Source organism: Paragemmobacter straminiformis, assembly GCF_014243445.1.
GTDB lineage: Bacteria > Pseudomonadota > Alphaproteobacteria > Rhodobacterales > Rhodobacteraceae > Paragemmobacter > Paragemmobacter straminiformis.
Map to the genome: position 1 here is coordinate 103,328 of NZ_JACLQD010000002.1, position 20,881 is coordinate 124,208.

Below are 20,881 nucleotides of genomic sequence, written 5' to 3' on the forward strand. Positions count from 1 at the left end.
CAAATGGATAGTTTTTTGCTGGAGACGTGAACGGGCGAACGGGTCTGTGAAGGAGCGATCGACCAGACTTCTAACTCAGTATAACGCTCTGCGACGTGTCAGATGAAAAGAGCACGTCGTCCGAAATCTCGTGCCGCGCAACTAGCAGGCTGCATGCGAGCGTGTTGCTGAGCGAATTCGTGACCGACCCAAGGAGCCATCTGGCAATCGCCCCTTGCTTGTGATGACCGACAACGACCAGATCGGCGCTGACCTGTTGTGCAACGCTCGTGATCCGCTCTGCGGCATCGCCGATTTCGAGCCGTGCCTCGGGGCGCAGTCCCATTCGGGTCAAGCGCGCGAAGCCTTCGTCAAGGATACGCTGAACGTCCGGCCTACGATCCTCGGGCGGGTAGATTGTCCCAAAATCGCCGACATACATTTCTCCGGCGGGCTCTAGCACGGCCATCAGGACGACGCGGGCATTGCAGATCTGGGCGAGCCTGGCACCTTCTCGAAGTGCGAGCCGGCCTTCCAAGGTCCCATCATATGCCAAAACGATCGTGCGATACATGGCTGCCTCTCGAATGAGTTTCCATGGCAAGATCTGACACAGTATACGCCCGATCGGGGTTCAAAACAACCGCGGCATCTAAGGGCATTACGGCCCGCCAGTCCGCGATGGGACGGTATCGGCGGCTCCAGACAAACCCGGTGCCTTGGCATATAGGCAAGCTGCAACGCAGGAAAGGGAGACGAGCATGGCGGGATATTGGATTGTGAAAGCCGATGCGGTCAAAGACCAGGACGCGCTGAAGGCTTACAACGACGTCTGGGCTAAGGTGGCGCCACGCTAAGGTGCCGAGGTTCTGGCAGGGCGGGGTCAGATCGTGACCATTGAAGGGGAGCATCGGCCGCGCCAGTTCATCGTGTGGTTCGCAAGCTTCGAGCAGGCCAAGGCCTGCTACGCTGACCCGGAATATCAAGCATCGCTTCCGATTGCCGCCCGCGCCTTTGATCGCGAACTCTCCATCCTCGAAGGCTCGGCTTAACCGCGATTGTCGGAAATCCGACCTGCTTTAGTTTCCGCCCAACGGTTTCGAACTATTTAAAATTTTGTTTATGTTTTGGGCGGCAGGCCGCGCCCCGCATGGACGTGGTAGGCCTTTGTCACGATTTGCCATCGGCCGGCTGCGCCGGGAGAGCTTTTCACCAAGACAAGGTAGTCGGTGAAGTCGGTCCCGAAGCAAGTGTCTGTGACTTTCGCGATCGCAACGGTTCCAGTCACTTCAATGGAAATCATCTCGGCTGAATATGTTGATCCCTCAGGCTGGGTCTCTTCTGATTTCAGCCAGTCGATGAACTCCTGCAGCGGGAAGAACTCGTAAGTATCGCCAAAGTGGCCAACTTGCAGTGCGCCATGGTGAAAGGCGCGCCGCAACCGTTCTTCATCGCCCCAAACCATTCCCTCGAGGTAGTCGACAACGACGGATCTGATCGCGTCGTGTTCTGATCCAAAATTCATCGGCAGCCCCCTGCGTCCTTATACTTCGTTCTCACCAATCCCGCTCTCGTGTAGCGCCTCGTTGCGAGCGAAAGGATCGCGGGATTCTTGCAGCTGTCAACTTTAGAGCGAGTTTCTCCTCATGAAACAACTCTCCGCTGCCCGGGCCGCGCACTTTGCGGGGCCGGTGACCACGCCTGCCACCAGCTGGGCGCTTACCCATCTTGGCGCATCAATGCTGTCGGGGGCTGTCACATCATCAACGCCGATTGACAGATAAACATGCCGCGCCGCCGAGATCAGCCTCGCGCCACACCTGGGGCAGGACGCGTCGCCCGCACTTCTGCCGGTTAATCATTATCTTAGTTAAGGGTGGGGCCGACCCTGTTGGCGTTCGCGTTGCTGTCGACGGGCGTAGACTGGCGCAGGGGGCAAAGCCCCGCGCTGCCGCTCGCCGATCTTGTGACGTTCCGCCCTAAGTCCTTGATCAGGACAGGTCCTCGGGAAGGAAGAATTCGTCCGGACATGTCGCCGGAGGTGCTGCTCCGAGGAGGGGATCTTCAAGGATTGCCGACAGTTGGGCCTGCGCGGCTTTGTCCGGCCCCAGCATTGCAAGTGCGCTACCTACGCTTTGCGCCAGATAGGTTCCGGAAAGCTCGCCAGCAGACACCAGATGGGCAAAATCCTTCTCGACCTCGGCAAAGAAGAGTTTGACGACATCCCTGTCGAGACGCGCCATCCCCACATCGTCGAGGCGCACGGCATGTGCGACCGCGACCAGAAGGATTTCCAGCGCGACTTCGCTGTCGCGGCGTCCTTCGGCCCAACGCCGTTCGGCCAGCATCTGTCCGGCGGGCGTCAGTTGAAAGTCGGTCAGACCCAGCATTTCCGCAAGGCCCTCGAGCCGGATCGGGTCCCGCAGGGGGGCGACCTCTTGGCGGGGCGCGCCACCAAGAGTTTCGGTAAAGTCGTCCAGCCTTGGCCGGGCAGGGGGGCGCTGCCTGTTGCCCGCCTTGGCAGGTGCCTTTGTGCGCTTCGCTGCCTCGGCCTTACCGTCAAGCGTGGATTGAGCGGGGCTTGTAAGCCGAGGCTCGGGATCGGGGGCAGCGGCAGAACCCTCGACCGTCGGGACATTCTCAGAAGGCTTTGCCCGGTCACGTCCTGTCTGGGTCAGGGCGACATAGTGCTTGGGCTGGGCGCCGATCAGCCGCCGAAAGAAACCGGGAGCGGTCTCTTGTTCTTCCACAACGCCGTAGCTGCGCAAATTCAGGTAGTTTCTCCCCATCTCGAACCCTTTCGAGCCGACGAGGACACGCAAGGCATCCTTTTCCATACGGGTGTCACCGGGCAGGAGAGCGGCCAGCGTATCGAGCAGGGCGGCTTCTTGTTGGGACAGCGAGGCGTGCATTGGGTAACCTTTATGGAGTGGGGAGATCCTCCTAGGTCTTTGGGGCGGAATGTTCAATGACGACCGACCGACAAGGGGGCGCGGAAGAGCGTTAGACCGCCATCGGGAACGGCGTTGTTGCGGCTTTCTGCCACCTAGCGCTGCACCTTTTGCGCATGGTGCCACATGCTTCCGAGGTCGCGAGGTGGCAGACGGCCATGATTTGTGGCGCTAAACTGCCATGCACGGAACAGATCTGAAGCGATCCGCGCCTATGAGAAGCGTTTCGATTGGCGCTGAGACCCCGAAAGGCCTCGACGGGTCAGTCCTCCCGATGCGCGCTCGAAATCATCTCTCCCACTCTCTGGCAGGCAATTCCCAACACCTCATTGGCGCTTCGGGCATCTTCAGCCTCGACATAGATGCGCAGTTCCGGGGCGTTGCCAGAGGGGCGGATGTGCAGGATGCGCCCCGAGTGGAGGTGGACCCGCAGGCCGTCCGTGACATCGATCGTGTCGGTTTCTTCGCCTAACGAGGAGAGGAGGCTGTCAAGTAAGGTCGCGTCCTCGGCCATCCTGCGCACCAATGCACCTGATGCGGACGGGTCGACATTCTCAAGCCTGTCTGCGGCTGTGAACCTGGACGGTTCGGCGCTCACGAGGCGGGACAGGCTGCTTTTGCCCGCAGCGACAAGGGTTGCAAGGATCGGCAAGAGGCTGTCGCGTGTCGCCAGTGCAGGAAGCGGTCCCGACAGGCAAGCGTCGAAGCCGAGAAGAAAGCCACCGTTCGCCTCGTATCCCACCACGCGCCGGCCGAGGCCCGCGCCTGCCATGCCAGCGATGACGAAGGGCGACCCGATCCGCGTCCGGATCACACGGGCGAAATGGCCGGAAAGCTCGGCCCCCGTGTTCGACGTCAACGGCGTGACCACAGTGTCAGCCGTCAATACGCGCGCCGTGATTTGTCCAAGAATGTCGCCGGGGATGACCTCGCCTCTCTCGTCGGCGAGAAGGGGGCGGTCGCCGTCGCCGTCGGTTGAAACCAGAGCATCAAGGCCGTGGTCCACGACCCATTGGCGTATCGCTTGCCGCGCCCAGCCGGGGACTGCCTCGGTATCGACGGGAATGAATTCGTCGGATCGGCCTACTTCGACGGTCAGAGCCCCGAGTGCCGCGAGCGCATCGCGGAGCAAGTCGCGGCTGACAGCACTGTGCGACCACACACCTATCCTGCGGCCAGCCAAGGCGCCGCCGCCGAAGGCTGTGACATATCTGTTGACCCAAGCCTGTCCGGCATTGGTGTCGGTCGCAAGCCTAGCGTTGGCACGCCCCGAAGAACGTCCGAGCGCGGCGAGGATCGCGGCTTCGTCCTGCTTCGTGATTTCACCGGCGGGGGTGTAAAATTTCAGGCCGTTGCGGTCGGCTGGAATGTGGCTGCCTGTGACCATCACGGCGGCGGCCCCCGCACCCATCGCGGCAAGCGCCAGTGCGGGCGTGGGCACGGCGCCGCAATCGGTAACCGTCACGCCTTCTTGCAGCGCTGCGGCAATAACCAATTCGGCAATCGCAGGGGAGGACGGTCGCAAGTCACGCGCAACGTAAAGGCCCGTTCCTAACGGACATGCAGCCAGAAATGCGCGTATGTGGTCGGCCAACAGGTCTGCCGTAAGCTCTGTCACCAGCCCGCGAAGACCGGATGTGCCAAATTTTGGCGACATATCGTCAGCCCTTTTCACCTTGGCCGCGGGAATAGACGTCTTCATAGCGGATGATATCGTCCTCGCCGAGATAAGCGCCGGTCTGGACCTCGATCAGCACCATCGGAAGTTTTCCCGGGTTGCCCAACCGGTGTTTGCAGCCAAGCGGAACATAGACCGACTGGTTCTCGCTGACGAGGCGGACCTCTTCACCGATCGTCACCTGCGCTGTGCCACTGACGACGATCCAGTGTTCCGCGCGATGCATGTGGCTTTGAAGTGACAGCGTCGCGCCGGGTTTGACCACGATCCTCTTGACCTGAAACCTGTCGGACAGGGCCAGCGTCTCGAACCAACCCCAAGGGCGATGGTCCGTCGCAAAGGCTTCGGCCTGCTTGGCGCCCTTGGCCGTCAGGGCAGCGACCGCCAGCTTTACATCTTGCGCGCGCGAGCGATGTGCGACGAGAACGGCATCCTTCATCGCGATGGCAAAGATGTCATCGAGACCGATCCCGACGAGTTCGAGGCCATCGCTGTCGGATCGCAGCAAAGTATTCCTGCAATCGAGTGCCGTTGCAGTGCCCGACTGACTGTTGCCGCTGGCATCTACACCCATTTCATCGGCAACGGCATCCCAGCCGCCAAGATCTGTCCAACTGCCCGAGAACGGGACCACCGACATATTCGCCGCGCGCTCCATCACCGCGTAATCGACCGAAATCGACGGAACGCCCGCCCAAGGTTCAGGTGCCAGACGCAGAAAGCCGAGGTCGGGCTTTGCGCCTGCCACTGCGGCGCGCACAGGTTCAAACAACCCGGGCGCATGGGCCTTGAACGCTTCGATGATGGTCCGCGCCGTAAACAGGAAAATACCGGCATTCCAAAGGAAATTGCCCGCTGCAAGCATGGCCTCTGCGCGCGCGGCGTCCGGCTTTTCGACGAAGCGCCGCAGTGGTGCGACCGGGGTTGCCGCGCCCTCCAACTCAAGCCATCCATAGCCGGTTTCGGGGCGTGTCGGCGCGATGCCGAAGGTTACGATCCGTCCGTCACGCGCCGCATCGACCCCTGACTGGACTGTGAGCCGAAAGGCTGCCGCGTCCGAGATCGAATGATCGGATGGCGCGACCAGCATCAGTGCATCTGGAACGTCCGTGGCGAGATGGAGCGCCGCCGCAAGAACGGCGGGGGCGGTGTTGCGCGGTTCGGGTTCAATCAGAACCACGCCGGGCTCGATCCCAGCCTCCATGAGTTGTTCTACGACAATAAAGCGGAAATCGGAGCCGGTCACCACGACGGGTGGCTTGTAGTCGGCCCCCGAAAGGCGCTCTGCCGAGGCGGAAAAGAGGCTCCTCTCTCCCACCAATCGCGTGAATTGCTTGGGAAACCCCTTGCGGGACAGGGGCCAAAGGCGGGTTCCCGCGCCTCCACACAGAATGACTGGTGTTATCAACGTGGGGCACTCCAGATGATTCAATTCTACTTCTACATGTAAGAGTTGTGAGTGCGCATCAAGGGCATTGCTTTGATCTTCATGCGAAATTTCATCTGGCAGCTACCAGCGCCGTTTCTTGATTCGACCCGATCCCCACATGCGCCTGTCTCAAGGCAGAGTGTTCTGGGGATCGGATCAGATCAGATCAGTCGTTAGGTGCCAGCCCAATTGATCGTCAAAGCCAGAAAATGACGATTGCGGCGAGGGCGCAGGCGGACAGGAAAATCTTGGCAAATTTGTTTCATTCTCCGTAGCCCTCCACTGCAAGAAACTTCGCGCTGATATACCCTGTCTGACCGGACGCAGCTCGCATTTTAAACCAGAGAGCATTATCTGAAATGCACTCTGCAACGCCGCTCGGATTTGAAGTGCCTAGTTTTCCTTCGCTGTCACACAGGACAAAACAGGCATCTCTCAACCGGCTGTTTAGACCCAAGTACACTGTGTCATCAGCACGTGTCAGCTGTTCGTCTTTCATTATTCGGGTAATCGATGGGGCATCTGTTGATGAGGTTTCTCGCATGCTTACGTACTCATTGATGTTTGCAGCACGGTATTGAAGTTCTGTCGCCGGAAAGCACGTGCCGAATTCTGCCAGGCTGACCCAACTTCCACTATCCGATTGGTTTGTTCCCCCCATTTCGGTAGCACCGTCGGGGTTTCCTTCACCTTCATAGCCGTCCTCACCCTCACCACCCGTACTGCCGTAGGATTCCTGCGCCCCGTATGGGCCTTCTGACCCATCGAACCCTTTGGCATCCCCACGTTCCAAGCTCCAATCAATTGAACCTAGTAGCGTGTAACCATCAATTAAAGTGGGCTTAAAACGACCATCATCTCCTACAAATCCGTCGTCCAAAGATTGACGTGATACAAAATCGTCCGAAGCATGAACGAAGATCTTTTGTTTGCCGATTGTTTTTTCTGCGCCAGAAATATCTGTATAACTAACAGATACTATGTTGGTTCGACCAATAAGGCTTTGGACTACACCGGGTGCCCAAAGCCAAGAATTCTTTGGCGATGAAATGATCGTAAGGTTGCCTTCACTCTTCTCTGTGAGAACCTGTAGGCCGGAGTCAGAAAATGTCGTGCCGTCTTTAGTAATATCCACTGTGACGGAATGAATTTCGTCGGAATTACTTGGTACCAGGGCGTTGACCAGGATGGGCTTTTCTGTGTCAACGTCATCTGTGATAATGAATTCGGATATCCCAACTATTTTGCCAATATCTTGGCCTCTCGGAAGACAGAAATCGGCAAAGTTCAATCGATCATTAGCTACAGTTGGGAATTCAAGCTCGAAAACTGGTTGATCGGGGTTGAGCAATCCGAGTTCCCGATACTGGCTCGGCTCAACCCGACTATCGAGAAATTTGTCAAGGCTTCCTTTCGGAAGGGACGCTGTAGTGGCAGTCTCGGAGGAATCCGGACCCTGATAGCATGGCATTCTGATTGAGGGCGAGTCCGGAGCGCCTGACACAAAAATTCTATCTAGCGGAATTTGCTCTATTGTCGTTTCTTGAATTTGCGTCGAAACGTTATTTGGCGCGATTTCGCCATCATGCTCAAGGAGAGAGTCTATGAGTGATTGTGATATTCGACGAGATGCCACATAATATTTCTCACATTCAGTCTTCTTTCGTAATTTAAGCTCATCTGGCATTGAGTCAGGATAGAACAGGGCTGAACTCCTGCACACGCCTGGAAGATCATAGTAGCTATTTCCAGTGTTTCTTTCGTACTTGGTCGTAAATACGGAATATTCAACGCGGTTGAGCCTCTGTTCAATTGCCTTTGCTTCGTCCAGTTTGGCGAATTTAGATGCTTCTAGTGGGTCAACAAAGTAAGTCTGAAACTGCCCAGTTTCGTATGAACGAATGACCAGACGCGCCGCTGAAAGTACAGCAAAATCATATTGATAGGGTCCATCACTTGATGAGCGGCGATCCAGAACTTGTTGTCCGGCCCCCCAGAGCCAGCGCGCTGCAAGCGGCGGTGACTTGATTTTTTGGTCTATGAAGTCGCCGATTCCAATTTGGCTGCTGTTTGGATCGATAATTAGTGAGGCAACGGTATACATCTCGTCGCCAAGATTTGCCTTAAGACGTTTGTCTATATAAAGCTGTGCGTTTTGTGCTCCATACTTCTGCACAAGAAGCTCAGTAAGATCCGAAAGCACATCGACAAATTTTGGCTCAAGCTTTACTGCACTTTCGAGGCTCGAAATGGTAGTATCCATCTCACCTCGACTTTTGTGGATCCTTGCGTTGTGAAGAAAGTCCGCAAAACTCTTTGGGGCCTCCACGGGCTCAGTGAGAGATTTCAGTTTCTCAAGCTCTGCCTGAATATCATCGATCTTCTTTGAAGTCTTGTCTGTCAGATCAGCACTGACAAATTTTGACCAGTCAAGAGAAACAGATTTCATAGCTGTGCTTGAAACAACTTGACCAGCGTTTTCTGCCGTAGCGCCGATCGCTTGTAAAGACAGATCAATTCCGGAATTCGTAGCTCGGGCGTTCAATATTATAAGAGCTGAGAAATTTGCTTGGCTGACCATTTCTTCAAAGTCTGCGCCGTTAAATTCTACTGCATTTGCCCAAGCGCTGTTCTGTTGGCCTTGGTCGATTATGTTAATTTGAAAATCTGAAGCAACCATTAGGGATGATTGAAGTGATGCCGCGAGTTGCTTTAAAAGGTTCTCCGGAATGCCAGAATCTTCCGGATTGGCATTCTTTAGGGCATAGGTTCCTTTCGGATCCAAATTGGAAAAGAGTTCCTTGCTTAAGTCTTCTAAAGCAAGATTGATATCTTGTATGTCAGACGCAGATTTAACGCTGGATTCCTGTTGGGAGGGCGCGGCTTCCTGAGAGAATACGGATGTGCTAACTGACGTAATAAGCAACAGCGCTGTACTTAAGTATAGTTTTCGAAAATGCATTGGATACTCCGTTCGTACGAGTTCTTGTTTACTTGTATTGGGTTTCGGTTCGGTTATGCTGTCAAGGCTTCTTTATCAAAGTATTCACTTTACGGAGGAGGTTCGATGCTGAACCGGTTTGTCTATGTGCTTGTATCGCTGTTGTGCGTGTCCGCTTCTGCCGTGTGGGCACAGGCAAGCAACGACCATCTCGTTGTTCTCGGTGAAGACAGTGATGAAGGGGCTGTGCGGAGAGACGACCCGGTTTACGGTAGGGTGGTTTCTGTACTTCAGAATTCGCTGTCTGAGGCGGGCTACCTTGTCATCGACGAACAGCTATTGTCCTCCAAACTAGGTCTGCAGTTCGTGACGGGAGTGAGGCGTCAGGACTTCATTGCGCCCCTCCAAGCGGCAAACACAACTGATGATCCTACCATTCAAAGTCGTCTCGCGTTCGTCTTTAGTGTCGTCCCGATTTTGCAGGATATGTCTATGACACGCCAGCTTCGGGTCCGCATTAAGGGGGAGGTTTACGACCTCGCGACATTGAGGATGATGCGATCAACCGAAGTTGAGAGCTCTAAGCCGAAAATTCTACCGATGGATAAGGCTATATGTAATGACGCTTGTGTTTCTGACGCGGTGGGTGATCAAGCAAGGCTGCTTGCAAGTCAACTGTCCATGGATCTCCTCAATAAACTCAGCGAGTTGTCTGCTGACCAGTCGACATATTCTGTACTCAAACTTTCACTGGCTGGCTTCGATCGCATGACAACCATTCAATTGTCTAAACAGTTGGCGACGTCGCCGGACGTGTTAGCCAGTGAGGTTCTCACCGACGAGGATGGGCGGCGGGTCTATTCGGTCACTACTGTGCGAGACGTAGGCTATCTAGAGGAACTCGTAGCCGGAATTCTTCTCGAGGCTGGTTTCGACGGAACTAGGCTGCAAACATCGCTATCTAAGGAAGGCCTCAACGTTGATTTGGTCGAAGGTTCGCCCGGCGCAGGCAAATCGTCTTCATTTCAGATAGAGATTGGTGGGGAAGCCCTTACATCGGCCGATCTTCGTAAGCTTTCCGCTTTGGTGCTTGACACCTTTGGGGAAGAGCGCGTGTCACTTAGCGGGTCATCAGGGTCATATCGTACCTTTGCAGTGCAGACTGAAGATTCGATCCTGCAGATCGAGGAGAAACTCGCGACGATGATGGAAGGCGCTGGATACTCCGAGCCCGCATTCGATTTATCACTCGGCGACAATGCCGCAAAAATTTCGATTTTGAAAGACGAAGTGCCAACAGGCAGTGACGCCGAAGAGACGCTTTTGGATGTTAAAGACACAGAGGACGCAAAGAGCATCCAGCGGAAATTAAAGGAGAAGGGCTTCTACGAGGGGGCTGTTGACGGCGCTTGGGGCAAGGGTTCGGCGAAAGCACTTTCTTCATACAAGGCTTCGGTTGGAAGTTTAGCAGATGATGACGTCTGGGATCTTCCTACTCAGAAGGTCTTGTTTGCAAATTAAAAGGCTGTCTAGTCAGTCGGCACGGCTGTTCTGAGGATGGCCGTGCTTTTTTGCTGCGCTTCGTCTTCGTATTTTTCCGGCAAGCTGCGCATCATGACGTTGCCCCCGACTTTTTTCCAGCGTGATCGAATTGTCCGCGGCGGTTCAGCTCACGGAAGTACATCAGATATAGGGTATTTCCGGCTTCAAAATGGGCGCCGGTTCGAGGGGCGAGGCCGTGTGGCCTTCCGCCTGTCCCCCGGTATGTCTCCGACCTGAGGGTCGGAGAGAACCTTACCTCAGAACTTTACGTTCAGTGCCAACGCGCCGCTGCCACCCAAGCCGCCGTCGGAGAATACGCCTTCGCCACGCAGGGAGAGCGACGCCGAAGGTGACATTTCGAAGGTGAGGCCCGAGCCGATGGCGACGCCCGTATACTGCGCACCGACGCCGGAGCCCGTGACAAAGGATTGGCCCAGAAGTGTGCCTGCGATGTCGTCGTTCGACACGTTGGTGCTGACGAGCGCCAGAGACAGCACCGTCCCGAGGGTTCCGCCGGCCAGTTCGAAGCTTTCGCTGCGTTCGACCCCGAGGCGGAGGGACAGCGCGGTGGTTTCGCGGCTGTCCACGGTCAGGTCCTGTGCGGTGCCGGTTTCGGTGTAGCCGTCGAACTGTCCTGTTGCTGCGTCCAGTGACAGCGAGGGGGTCCAGACCACGTTCCCCATATGGAAATCACGCCCTGTTCCGAGGTGGAGCGCCGCGAAATCCCCTGCGAAACTTGCGGTGCCGGTTGCAAGGCCGCCAATGATGGTATTGTCGGCGACGGTGCGGCGGCTGTCGCTGTCAGTCATACCCGCGATCAGGCGGGCGTCGAACCAGGCGGCATCCCCCCCTTGCACGGAAAGGCCCGCGAAGCGGTAGTCGGTTTCGGTGCTGGACGAGCCTTCGACATCCGAAACCCCGTTCCCCAGACCTGCGAAAAGGCCAAAGGTCAGGCCGCCTTGGGTGCCGATGGTCATGCCGCCGACAATCCCGCCGGTGCGCCCTGTGCTGGCGACTGTCTGGTCGCGGGCGTCGTCTTGCAAGGATGCACCGAAGGCGCCTGCCCAGCCAGTGGGGCCATCCGTGCCTTTGGTCGAGAGGCTGCCGCCGGCGGGGGTTTGCGCGCCATGCTGGGGCGCTGCGGCGGCGATGCCCTGCGACAGGGCGAGGAGACCCTGACCTTGCCGGGCGAAGCTTGTGGTGTCGAGCGTGGCATAGGTCTCGCCGTCTTGCACGAAGACGCCTTTGCCGAGTTGCGTTACGTCGGCCGGTTCGCCTTCCCATCCGGTAAATGTGACCAGACGGGACATGCCGCCGTCTGTCTCGATCCGGACGGTGTCTCCATCGCCGAGCAGGATCGCGCCGTCGATCTTTGACCGGCCGCGCAGGATCAGGCTGTTGCCCGAGGACGCAGTGGTAGCGGCCGAGACGCTGAGGCCGGTCATGTCGATGGCGATACCATCGGTCCCGATGATCCAGCCATCGTTGTCGATGACCGTCCCGCCCGTGGAATTGTTGACCGAGACGCCGTATTCGCCCTGGATCGTGCCGGAATTGGCCAGTTGCAGGTCACCGCGCGCCATGATGCCGAAGCTGAAATAAGCGGGGCCGACGGCTGTGCCGACAATGCTGCCGGAGTTGACGATACGGCCCGAGGTGCCGACGCCAATGCCATTGAAGCCGCCCGAGATCAGGCCACGGTTTTCGATATCGACGGTGTTGCCCAGGATACCATAGGAGTCGCCGACCCCTTGGCTGCCGACAATCGAACCGAGGTTGAGGGCCGTTACGTCTCCGGTGCTGAAGATGCCGAAAATCCCGGACAAGTCGCCAGAGTTGCTGACCTTCGCCCCCGCTATGCCGAAGACAGCGATCGCGCCGCCGTGGATCGACCCTCGGTTCCTGACGTCGAGCGTTCCTGTGAAACCAAGGACACCGAATGTATCGGACCCGATGCTGCCGAGGTTATCCACCTTGCCGTCGAGCCAAGTCTGCACACCGGAAAAGGCGCCGTATATGGTGCCCGTCGAAGTGTTGGTCAGATCGATGGACCCATCATCGATGATCCCGCCCGGCAGATTGCCAGAGTTGATGCATGTCTGGTCGATCCCGAAATCCAGACAATCCTGAGCTTCGGCAGTAGTGATCGTGCCAAGGGCCGTAGAGCCGAGGAGGAGGCCGCGCAGGAGTGACGCAAAAGTCATGGACGTGCTTTCAATCAAGGGAGTGGGGGCAGAGGTGGTGGCGGGAGTGATGACGTTCGGTGTGGTATGTTAACAAAGCTGTCACCTACGCTGCGCGCGCGGTCAACCTTGGTTAACGGGTCGTCCGCGATTTCCTGAACGGGTCACTGAAAAACTCTTTGTTTTAGTCGCCTTGTCCCGGCCATTTCCACTCAATGGCGGCTATCACTCCGGTAAAGGGTGGCGGGTGGTTACACCTGCGTTGCCCGTGGTGCCGCTTCCCAGACGTTATGCTCGGAATGTTCAAGATACCGCGCAAGCACGTTCACTGACTTCCATCCACCAGCCCGCATGATCGCGATCGCATCATGCCCCATTACCAAAAGGTCCTGAGCCGCACCGACCCGCATCGAATGCCCACTGAAGGCATCAACGACATCTGGATCGAGCCCGGCATCCCGTGCGGCGTCCTTGATTAGACGTTTGACAAAGGTCGCTTCTAGGGCTCGGTCGATGGCTTTCCCTTGATAGATGCCACAGAATAGCGGACCGATATCGGAACCACGCCAATCCAGCCAGCGCGCAATTTCGTCGGCCGTCCGGCGCGAGGTGAAAGAGATCCGCCCCATGCCGAAGGGATCAGCCTTGCTCCGTCGGATAGTCACCCGAAGGGTGCCATCGCCGCGGGGTTGCAGGTCGGATGTTTGCAGGGCGATGAGTTCAGAACGGCGCGTGAGCAGGTCATAACCAAGCGAGAGCATTGCACGGTTTCGCCAGCCCCAAGGCGTGTCGGGTTGTACCGCTAAGAACTGCGTGAGGAATTCTGATGTCAGACCTTTGGCCTGTTTCGGCCGGCACAGCGTTCTGCGCTTTATCCGCCGGATGGTGATGTTCACTGCCTCGTCCAAGGTCGGATCAGGAAGGCGCAGTAAACGGTGGACCTTTCGGATGGCATAGAGTCTGCGCCGAACGGTCGCGGGCGATGACGCGAGACCATCAGCCTCGAGGTAGTCGCAGAGGTCATCTGTCGACACCGGAAAAGCGGAAACCCCTATCGCACTGCACCACGTTTCAAAATGCTGGACGTCAGCGAAATACGCACGCAGGGTGGAGGGAGCGAAGGCACCATCTAGACGGGCAAAATGATCTTTCCAGTTTGCATTGCTTTTCATAATTGCACTTTAGGTGCAATTTATGCGTAATGCAAGGGTGCACGCAAGCCAAATTCGCGCAGCACGAGCAATCGTGAATTGGAGCATTGCAGAACTGAGCAACGCTGCTTCGGTGTCGGTCCGCACAATAAAGTATTTCGAGAGTGAGGAGCCCGGTGTGGCGATGCGGGACACGACGCTTGAGAAACTGGTTAGTGCCCTTGAGGGGCATGGTATTGAGTTTGTGTTCGAGACTGATGGGGCATTCGGGGTCTTGCTTCGCAAAGGTCCATCTGGGGCCCAAGAGATCAAATAATTCTAGACTTTCTGTATGCTTCTGTTTGCACGAGGTCGGTTCGGAGGAGCAGCACGGTGGACAAAGGGAGCCATTTGTTGCGAAGTTCGCAATTTTGGCAGGATTGCTGGATTTTCCTCGTAAGTTGGCCAAGGCTCGCACATGGGCCCGACGACTGGGCCACGCTACATAGGCCAGGTCATGGAACAGCAAGTCTCTTCAGACGTCGCTAAGGTCGTGCAAGCACAGGGCATGCTGACCTCGGCGCAGAACGATAGCGCTTCGTTACGTGAGCTGCTGTGGAACGAATTGGCACCCACGACCCAGTACGAGGTACTGCTCGCCTCGAACATTATCGAGCTGGAACTCTCCTACCTCGTTTCGCGGGAACGCGTCCAAGGCATCTTGAGAGCGTCGGCACGAGATATTGTATGGGAGAAGCTGGTGCGGCTGATGACGGATGTGCCGCTGCAAGATGCAGAACAAATCGCACGCCAAACAGCGACCGCTTTCGTGCAGGGGGAGGCGATAGCAGAAGAAATGCTTGGCCGTTACGGTCTGACGAGGAGCGACATCGAGGCACAGGCCTACCGTGACAACTGGACGCTGCTTCGCGAGGTCGATCATGTTCAGCACCGCTTTGAGTTAAGGAGAGTTGCCCTTATGTCCGACTACCGCTCCGTCCAGAAAAATGCTCGGAAGCAGGACTTCATGGCCGTTGCCGAGGTGGAGGTATCCTGAATGTCGGGAGATCGGGGCCTGGGTCGGCATGGTAGGCGATCGACCGGGCCGAAGACTGCTGCGGGCAAGGCGATCTGCGCCCGGAATGCGCGCAGGCACGGCCTGACGCGGTTCGAGCCGGATCCTGAACAGGTTCGGGAACTCTCGTTAGCGGTCATGGCGCATTTCGGATTGGATGAAGGACGACGCACCTTGGCTACCTGTCTTGCCGATGCCGAACTGCGCATCCAGCACGTGCAGCGGGTGATTTCGCGCAGCTTTCTGGAGGGCCGGGGGCCCCGTTTCAGCGTGGGTGCGGCAGAGCGGTACTTCGCGGAGGCTCAGACAAGACATCGTGATGCACTCGACGAACTGACTGGGGCAGTCGAAGAGCGGAACGACAAATGACCGGACGGACCCAGAGAGTGAAGACGAACGCGCCCCTTCGGCGCGAGCGTCACGAGACCTTCATTCGCGAATACATGACCGGTTTTGACGGTGAACATGCTGCGCGGAAGGCAGGCTACTCACCCAAAGTCGCGCGCAGGATTTGGCCAATCCTGCTTGCTGCTCCGCAAATCACCAGACGAATGCTGGTGATCAAGTGGGGCGACGGGGTCCCGAACATCGAGAAGGACGCGGTCCTGAGGGTACTTGCAGAAGATGCATTCACGGACACCTCCGAGTTGTGGGCTACCAATCCGTTTTCCGGAGAGCGCATTCCGGTCATGTCGAGAGCAACGCCTAATCAGATGAGGCAGGTTGCGTGGAAGACAAAGTCCACATCGCGCGGCGGCGTCAACCTAATCAGCGAGGAAGTGGTCATACTGGCTGGGCGCGCTCATCTCGGGATAATTGCGAAGTCACTTGGCCTCTTGGCTAAGGGAGGATCTGACCGTGAAAAGCGTGGTCTCGATGCCGATTTGGTCGAACGGATTGCGCGTGCGAGAGGGTGATGGACGAGGAAGAGAGGAAATGACGCGCATATGCAAAACAGACTAAGCTCGCCTCAGGGTTGCAATCTCGACTGCGGTGCTGGTTCTTTGTCCCCAAACCCCCGATAACGCCTCCCATACCGACACCTCCAACCGCGCTTCCCGCCGAAGCCCCCCGTTCCCCCCGCTAGCCCAGGCCCCGGCGCGGGGGGGAGGGGGCTTGGACGGGCCGCTTTTCGCGGCAGCGCAGGGTCTTGCGGGGCAGGAAAGACTGGTCAGCGCGCGGCGGCTTCTTGGTCGGGCGGGCGCGCGGGGCGGGAGAAAGCTGCGGCATTGCGCCAAGGCGGCAGGCAAATTCTTCCGAAATCCGGCCGACCTTTAGAATGGAAAAAGGTCCGGAATGGCGGCAGATTAAATCACGATAAATGGAATCGAGATAAAGCCGCCATGCCCCGCAAGATAGCCGGATCACCCGTAAATCGCGACCTTGCGGCCGGACTGCGCCGGACATTGCGGAGTGCGGTTGCTGTGCCTGACGCGCGCTTCGTTGCGCTGGGGCCGGCCTTTGACCCGCCGGATGCCGACGCGGCGCGGGCAGGGCTGTGTTGCCGCCGACCCGCAAGGCCCGGCTGCCCGGCCTGATCTGTTCCGACTGACCTTTACCAACGCGCCGCCGCTTGGCGGCGAACGATCCCCCATGCCTTGAAAGGACCCCGTCCATGACCCGCAAGATCCGCCTTGGTGCCTTCCTTCCCGGTGGTGGCCAGCATGTCGCCGCGTGGCGTCATCCCGACAGCCCCGCCGACGGGGCCACGAATTTCCGGTTCCATGTCGAGCTGGCACAGGAAGCCGAGCGCGGCCTGTTCGATGCCTATTTCCTTGCCGATGGCCTTGCCGTCAGTTTTGGCGGCGGGATGGAAGGGGGCAATGCCAAGGTCGCTGGTTTCGAGCCGGTCACGCTGTTTGCGGCATTGGCCCCGCTGACGAAGAACATCGGCTTCATTGCCACGGCGTCGACCACCTACGAGGAACCCTACAACCTTGCGCGCAAGTTCGCCTCGCTCGATCTGATTTCCGGGGGCAGGGCAGGGTGGAACGTGGTCACCACGGCCACCGAAGCTGCGGCGCAGAACTTCAACCTCGACCAGCAACATCCCCACGCCTTCCGCTACCGCCGCGCTGCCGAGCATGTCGATGTGGTCAAGACGCTGTGGGACAGTTTCGAGGATGATGCCTTTGTCCGCGACAAGGACAGCGGCGTGTTCTTCGAGACCGGCAAACTGCATCTGGCCGGGCATCGGGGCGAGCATTTCAAGGTGAAGGGTCCGCTGAACGTGTCGCGGTCGGCGCAGGGCCATCCGGTGATCGTTCAGGCCGGCCAGTCCGAGGACGGGCGCGGGCTGGCGGCAGCCACGGCCGAGGTGATCTTTACCGCGCATCAAAGGCTGGATACGGCGCAGGAATTCTACCGCGACATCAAGGCGCGCGCGCGGGGGCTGGGGCGTGATCCGGCGCATGTCCTTGTGATGCCCGGCGTGTCGCCCTTTGTCGGGCGCACGCTTGAAGAGGCGCGGGCGAAATACGACCGGCTCACCAGCCTTATCCTGCCGGAGGACGGGATTTCGCTGCTCAACGGTCTGACCGGCGGGACGCTGGACCTGTCGGGCTATGATCTCGACGGCCCCCTGCCGCCGGCCCCGCCGACCGAAGGGATGAAGTCGCGGCAGGCGCTGATCCGCCAGATCGCCGACGACAACAATTTCACCATCCGCCAGCTATACCAATGGGTCGCTTCGGCACGGGGGCATTTCACGATTGTCGGCACGCCCGAAACCATCGTCGATACCTTGCAGGAGTGGTTCGAGAACGAGGCTGCGGACGGCTTCAACATCCTGCCGCCGTGGCTTCCCACGGGGCTGACCGACTTTGTCGATCTGGTGATCCCCGAGCTTCAGCGGCGCGGTCTGTTCCGCACCGAATACGAAGGGGCCACCTTGCGCGAGAACCTTGGCCTGCCTTTCCCGATCAACCGCTACGCCGCGGCCCGTGCCGCCGTGCAAGCCGCGGAGTGACGGCCATGACGCTGCAATCGCTTGACCCTGTGGTGTTCCGGCCGATTTCCTGGGCGGCCCTGTTGCAGGCCGGCCGGACAACGGCACGGGCGGCCCTGTCGCGCTACGGTCTGCTTGCCGCCTTCCTTGTGTTCTGGGAGGGCGCGAGCAGCCTCGGCTGGCTCAACGCCACGGTCTTTCCGCCGCTGCACCTGATCGTCGCGGCGCTGTGGGACGGGTTGGCCAGCGGAGCGCTGGTCGATGACATCGCCATAAGCCTGCAACGCGCGGGCCTTGCCTATGCCGCCGCAATCGTCCTGGGCATTCCGCTGGGTCTGTTCATGGGGCAGATCCGCGCGGTCGAGCAGGCGCTTGATCCGATCCTGCAGTTCTTCCGCCAGACCTCGGCGCTGGCCCTTTATCCGGTGTTCATCCTGCTGATGGGGCTGGGCGAGGCGTCGAAGGTGTTCGTGATCTTCTGGGCCACGCTCTTTCCCATCCTGCTCGCCACGATCGGCGGCGTGAAAGAGGTCGACCGCAAGCTGGTCGAGATGGCCCGCACCTATGGTGCGACCCGCGCCACGGTGTTCCTGCGGGTGATCCTGCCCGCTTCGGTGCCGCAAATCTTTGTCGGACTGCGCCTGTCTGCCACAACGGCGCTTCTGTTGCTGATCGCGGCCGAGATGATCGGCGCGAACAAGGGGCTGGGGTTTCAGGTGATGAATGCCCAGTACAATTTCCAGATCCCGCTGATGTTCGCCGCGATCTTCCTGCTGGCCCTGCTTGGGCTTGGCGCGAATTACGCCCTTGTCACGCTCCAGCGCCGTCTGTGCCGCTGGGCCGACGCCGCCTGATTGCTCCTCCTCTCCTCCTCTCCTCCTCTCCAAACCCTTCAAAGGAAACCGACCATGACTTTCTCTTTCCGCACCCTTGCCCTTACGACGGCGCTTGGCCTTGGCCTTTCGCAGGCTGCCCATGCCGATGTGACGATCCGCTATCTTTCAAGCCAGGGTGGGCTGAACGCCCATGAACTGGCCGCCGAACTTGGATATTTCGACGGCACCGGCATCACGCTGGAAAACGTGGGCTATGCGCAGGGCGGCCCCGCCTCGTTGGTGGCGCTGGCAGGTGGCAGCGTCGAGTTGGGTTCGGCCGCGACTGCCGCCGTGCTGAACTCCATCGCGGCAGGCAATGATTTCGTGGCGGTCTACCCGTCGAACGGCATCAACGATGAGGCGCAGTCGATCTTTTACGTGCTCGAGGACAGCCCGATCAAGACGATCGAGGACCTGCAAGGCAAGACCATCGCCGTGAACACGCTGGGCGCCCACCTCGACTATGTCGTGCGCGAGGCGTTGCACCAGAAGGGTCTGCCCAAGGATGCGGCCAATCTGGTCGTCGTTCCCGGCCCGCAACTGGAACAGGTGCTGCGCTCGAAACAGGTGGATGTCTCGGCCTTTGGCTACTGGCAAACCACCTTCGAAGGGGCCGCGCGCAAGACGGGCGGCTTGCGGGCCGTGTTCGACGATACCGACGTGCTTGGTGAAATCGCGGGCGGCTTCGTCGTGTTGCGCCGCGACTGGATCGAGGCCCATCCTGCCGAAACCAAGGCCTTTGTCGAGGGTTCGGCCAAGGCGCTCGACTATGCCCGTGAACACCCCGAGGAAACCAAGGCCATCTTCGCCAAGGTCCTTGCCGAACGTGGCGAGAACCCCGAGGTCGCACAGTATTTCGCAGGCTACGGCGTGCGGGCCGGTGGCCTGCCGGTCGAGCGCGACGTGCAGTTCTGGATCGATGTGCTGGAACGCGAAGGCAGCGTCGAGCAAGGCAAATTGGTCGCGAAGAACATCCTTTACACCACGGGCGACAGCCCGGCGACCAACTGAAGGCAGGCACAGATGAGCGTGGCAGACCCCATCCTGCGCCGCGGAGAGGTCACGATACGTGACCTCTCCAAATCCTTCACCCTCAACGGGCGGCGGCTGAATGTCTTGCGCGGCATCGATCTGGCCGTCGGCGGCGGGTCGTCGCTGGCCATCGTCGGTCCCTCGGGCTGCGGCAAAACCACGCTCTTGCGGGTGCTGGCAGGACTTGAAGAGCCGGATGCCGGCGAGGTTCTGGTCGACGGAAGCCCCGTTCACGGCATCGGTCACCAAAGGGCGGTGATCTTTCAGGAACCGCGCCTTCTGCCGTGGCTGACGGTGCTGGACAATGTGGCCTTCGGTCTGGAAGTGCGCGGCACGCCCCGCCGTGACGCGCGGGAAAAGGCGCTGCGCTATATCCGTCTGGTCGGGCTGGCCGGCTTTGAAACCGCCTTCCCGCGCCAGTTGTCGGGAGGCATGGCGCAGCGTGTCGGAATTGCCCGCGCCCTGACCGTGCAGCCCGAAATCCTGCTGCTTGACGAACCTCTGGGTGCGCTCGATGCCATGACCAAACTGACGATGCAGGAAGAGCTGGCCCGCATCTGGCAGGAAGAAAGCGTGACGATGGTTCTTGTGACCCATGATCTGGAAGAGGCTATCTTCCTTGCCGACCGCGTTCTGGTCCTGTCGAAGGACAGCGCGATCCCGCCAAGGCTGATCGACATCGACCTTCCCCGCCCGCGCGACCGCAGCGCCCCGGCTTTCGTCGAGCTGCGCAAGACGTTGATGGCCGGTTTCGGGCTGCATTGAGCGACGGAAACAGCTAGTGCTGCCGTGCCACCGGCAAATGGCGCCTCTGCGGCCTTTCGCAAACCTGGTCGGACCGGCACCCCCCGCCCGGCGCCCGCACCGCCGAAAGCCGCAGGCAAACAGGGCGTAGGGGCAGGATTGAAGGTCGCCTACCGCCCCCGTGCCCCGCGCTTAGCACCGCATAGCCCGTGCATGGAAACACGAACAAGACCAACGGCTAGCACGAAAGCGCTATACCGTTGTTATTGTGTGGTTTTCTGGATTTCGGCTCTTGCGGCAGGGTCTGCGGTGAAAAGGGCAAAACATAATGAAAACAAGGTGTTGCCCTCTGCGATGGGACCCTCGGACCTGCAT

General features: G+C 58.9%; 17 protein-coding genes. 9 read left to right on the forward strand and 8 right to left on the reverse strand.

Annotated elements, in window-relative coordinates; all coding sequences use genetic code 11:
- Nucleotides 1–70: 70 nt before the first annotated feature.
- Complete coding sequence (locus tag H7F16_RS06375) at nucleotides 71–553, reverse strand: universal stress protein (RefSeq protein ID WP_185796755.1); 483 nt, start codon at nucleotides 551–553, stop codon at nucleotides 71–73.
- Nucleotides 554–848: 295 nt separating this feature from the next.
- On the opposite strand from H7F16_RS06375, the gene H7F16_RS06380 reads away from it, so the two are divergent.
- The gene (locus H7F16_RS06380; RefSeq protein ID WP_241741358.1) at nucleotides 849–1,031 is read left to right on the forward strand and encodes a DUF1330 domain-containing protein; all 183 of its coding nucleotides are present in this window, start codon (nucleotides 849–851) and stop codon (nucleotides 1,029–1,031) included.
- A 68-nt stretch (nucleotides 1,032–1,099) separates the two neighbouring features.
- Here the strand turns inward: H7F16_RS06380 and H7F16_RS06385 are convergent, their stop codons facing one another.
- From H7F16_RS06385 to H7F16_RS06405, 5 genes are all read right to left on the reverse strand, one after another.
- The gene (locus H7F16_RS06385) at nucleotides 1,100–1,504 is read right to left on the reverse strand and encodes a nuclear transport factor 2 family protein (RefSeq protein ID WP_185796757.1); all 405 of its coding nucleotides are present in this window, start codon (nucleotides 1,502–1,504) and stop codon (nucleotides 1,100–1,102) included.
- A 466-nt stretch (nucleotides 1,505–1,970) separates the two neighbouring features.
- Nucleotides 1,971–2,891, reverse strand: coding sequence for a hypothetical protein (locus H7F16_RS06390; RefSeq protein ID WP_185796758.1), 921 nt, complete (start codon nucleotides 2,889–2,891; stop codon nucleotides 1,971–1,973).
- A 301-nt stretch (nucleotides 2,892–3,192) separates the two neighbouring features.
- Nucleotides 3,193–4,587: a phosphohexomutase domain-containing protein gene (locus H7F16_RS06395; protein WP_185797515.1), complete on the reverse strand. Its 1,395-nt coding sequence runs from the start codon at nucleotides 4,585–4,587 to the stop codon at nucleotides 3,193–3,195.
- 4 nt (nucleotides 4,588–4,591) lie between these two features.
- On the reverse strand, nucleotides 4,592–6,016 hold the full coding sequence (locus H7F16_RS06400) for a mannose-1-phosphate guanylyltransferase/mannose-6-phosphate isomerase (RefSeq protein WP_185797516.1): 1,425 nt from the start codon (nucleotides 6,014–6,016) through the stop codon (nucleotides 4,592–4,594).
- 283 nt (nucleotides 6,017–6,299) lie between these two features.
- Nucleotides 6,300–8,999 carry a tetratricopeptide repeat protein gene (locus H7F16_RS06405; protein WP_185796759.1) on the reverse strand — a complete coding sequence of 900 codons (2,700 nt, stop codon included), beginning with the start codon at nucleotides 8,997–8,999 and terminating at the stop codon, nucleotides 6,300–6,302.
- A 105-nt stretch (nucleotides 9,000–9,104) separates the two neighbouring features.
- Between H7F16_RS06405 and H7F16_RS06410 the strand changes: the two genes are divergently transcribed.
- On the forward strand, nucleotides 9,105–10,499 hold the full coding sequence (locus tag H7F16_RS06410) for a peptidoglycan-binding domain-containing protein (RefSeq protein ID WP_185796760.1): 1,395 nt from the start codon (nucleotides 9,105–9,107) through the stop codon (nucleotides 10,497–10,499).
- Between the two features lie 278 nt (nucleotides 10,500–10,777).
- Here the strand turns inward: H7F16_RS06410 and H7F16_RS06415 are convergent, their stop codons facing one another.
- The gene (locus H7F16_RS06415; RefSeq protein ID WP_185796761.1) at nucleotides 10,778–12,724 is read right to left on the reverse strand and encodes an autotransporter family protein; all 1,947 of its coding nucleotides are present in this window, start codon (nucleotides 12,722–12,724) and stop codon (nucleotides 10,778–10,780) included.
- Between the two features lie 230 nt (nucleotides 12,725–12,954).
- Complete coding sequence (locus H7F16_RS06420; protein ID WP_185796762.1) at nucleotides 12,955–13,875, reverse strand: tyrosine-type recombinase/integrase; 921 nt, start codon at nucleotides 13,873–13,875, stop codon at nucleotides 12,955–12,957.
- Nucleotides 13,876–14,350: 475 nt separating this feature from the next.
- Between H7F16_RS06420 and H7F16_RS06425 the strand changes: the two genes are divergently transcribed.
- The 7 genes from H7F16_RS06425 to H7F16_RS06455 all read left to right on the forward strand — a co-directional run bounded on the left by H7F16_RS06425 (nucleotide 14,351) and on the right by H7F16_RS06455 (nucleotide 20,527).
- Nucleotides 14,351–14,890 carry a hypothetical protein gene (locus H7F16_RS06425; protein ID WP_185796763.1) on the forward strand — a complete coding sequence of 180 codons (540 nt, stop codon included), beginning with the start codon at nucleotides 14,351–14,353 and terminating at the stop codon, nucleotides 14,888–14,890.
- Nucleotides 14,891–15,277 (forward strand): hypothetical protein, encoded by a 387-nt coding sequence (locus tag H7F16_RS06430; RefSeq protein ID WP_185796764.1) that lies wholly within the window; start codon nucleotides 14,891–14,893, stop codon nucleotides 15,275–15,277. It abuts the gene before it with no gap.
- Nucleotides 15,274–15,825 carry a terminase small subunit gene (locus H7F16_RS06435; protein WP_185796765.1) on the forward strand — a complete coding sequence of 184 codons (552 nt, stop codon included), beginning with the start codon at nucleotides 15,274–15,276 and terminating at the stop codon, nucleotides 15,823–15,825. The genes H7F16_RS06430 and H7F16_RS06435 overlap by 4 nt, the downstream gene beginning before the upstream one ends.
- Before the next feature lie 698 nt (nucleotides 15,826–16,523).
- On the forward strand, nucleotides 16,524–17,876 hold the full coding sequence (locus H7F16_RS06440; protein WP_185796766.1) for an LLM class flavin-dependent oxidoreductase: 1,353 nt from the start codon (nucleotides 16,524–16,526) through the stop codon (nucleotides 17,874–17,876).
- 5 nt (nucleotides 17,877–17,881) lie between these two features.
- Nucleotides 17,882–18,709 carry an ABC transporter permease gene (locus tag H7F16_RS06445; RefSeq protein WP_185796767.1) on the forward strand — a complete coding sequence of 276 codons (828 nt, stop codon included), beginning with the start codon at nucleotides 17,882–17,884 and terminating at the stop codon, nucleotides 18,707–18,709.
- Between the two features lie 54 nt (nucleotides 18,710–18,763).
- Nucleotides 18,764–19,741: an ABC transporter substrate-binding protein gene (locus H7F16_RS06450; protein WP_185796768.1), complete on the forward strand. Its 978-nt coding sequence runs from the start codon at nucleotides 18,764–18,766 to the stop codon at nucleotides 19,739–19,741.
- 12 nt (nucleotides 19,742–19,753) lie between these two features.
- Nucleotides 19,754–20,527: an ABC transporter ATP-binding protein gene (locus H7F16_RS06455; protein ID WP_185796769.1), complete on the forward strand. Its 774-nt coding sequence runs from the start codon at nucleotides 19,754–19,756 to the stop codon at nucleotides 20,525–20,527.
- Nucleotides 20,528–20,881: the final 354 nt, after the last annotated feature.

Excerpts from the sequence above, each read along its gene's own strand:
- H7F16_RS06375 (WP_185796755.1), bottom strand. The coding sequence starts at position 553 with ATGTATCGCACGATCGTTTTGGCATATGATGGGACCTTGGAAGGCCGG.
- H7F16_RS06385 (WP_185796757.1), bottom strand. The coding sequence starts at position 1,504 with ATGAATTTTGGATCAGAACACGACGCGATCAGATCCGTCGTTGTCGAC.
- H7F16_RS06390 (WP_185796758.1), bottom strand. The coding sequence starts at position 2,891 with ATGCACGCCTCGCTGTCCCAACAAGAAGCCGCCCTGCTCGATACGCTG.
- H7F16_RS06395 (WP_185797515.1), bottom strand. The coding sequence starts at position 4,587 with ATGTCGCCAAAATTTGGCACATCCGGTCTTCGCGGGCTGGTGACAGAG.
- H7F16_RS06405 (WP_185796759.1), bottom strand. The coding sequence starts at position 8,999 with ATGCATTTTCGAAAACTATACTTAAGTACAGCGCTGTTGCTTATTACG.
- H7F16_RS06410 (WP_185796760.1), top strand. The coding sequence starts at position 9,105 with ATGCTGAACCGGTTTGTCTATGTGCTTGTATCGCTGTTGTGCGTGTCC.
- H7F16_RS06415 (WP_185796761.1), bottom strand. The coding sequence starts at position 12,724 with ATGACTTTTGCGTCACTCCTGCGCGGCCTCCTCCTCGGCTCTACGGCC.
- H7F16_RS06420 (WP_185796762.1), bottom strand. The coding sequence starts at position 13,875 with ATGAAAAGCAATGCAAACTGGAAAGATCATTTTGCCCGTCTAGATGGT.
- H7F16_RS06425 (WP_185796763.1), top strand. The coding sequence starts at position 14,351 with ATGGAACAGCAAGTCTCTTCAGACGTCGCTAAGGTCGTGCAAGCACAG.
- H7F16_RS06430 (WP_185796764.1), top strand. The coding sequence starts at position 14,891 with ATGTCGGGAGATCGGGGCCTGGGTCGGCATGGTAGGCGATCGACCGGG.
- H7F16_RS06435 (WP_185796765.1), top strand. The coding sequence starts at position 15,274 with ATGACCGGACGGACCCAGAGAGTGAAGACGAACGCGCCCCTTCGGCGC.
- H7F16_RS06440 (WP_185796766.1), top strand. The coding sequence starts at position 16,524 with ATGACCCGCAAGATCCGCCTTGGTGCCTTCCTTCCCGGTGGTGGCCAG.
- H7F16_RS06445 (WP_185796767.1), top strand. The coding sequence starts at position 17,882 with ATGACGCTGCAATCGCTTGACCCTGTGGTGTTCCGGCCGATTTCCTGG.
- H7F16_RS06450 (WP_185796768.1), top strand. The coding sequence starts at position 18,764 with ATGACTTTCTCTTTCCGCACCCTTGCCCTTACGACGGCGCTTGGCCTT.
- H7F16_RS06455 (WP_185796769.1), top strand. The coding sequence starts at position 19,754 with ATGAGCGTGGCAGACCCCATCCTGCGCCGCGGAGAGGTCACGATACGT.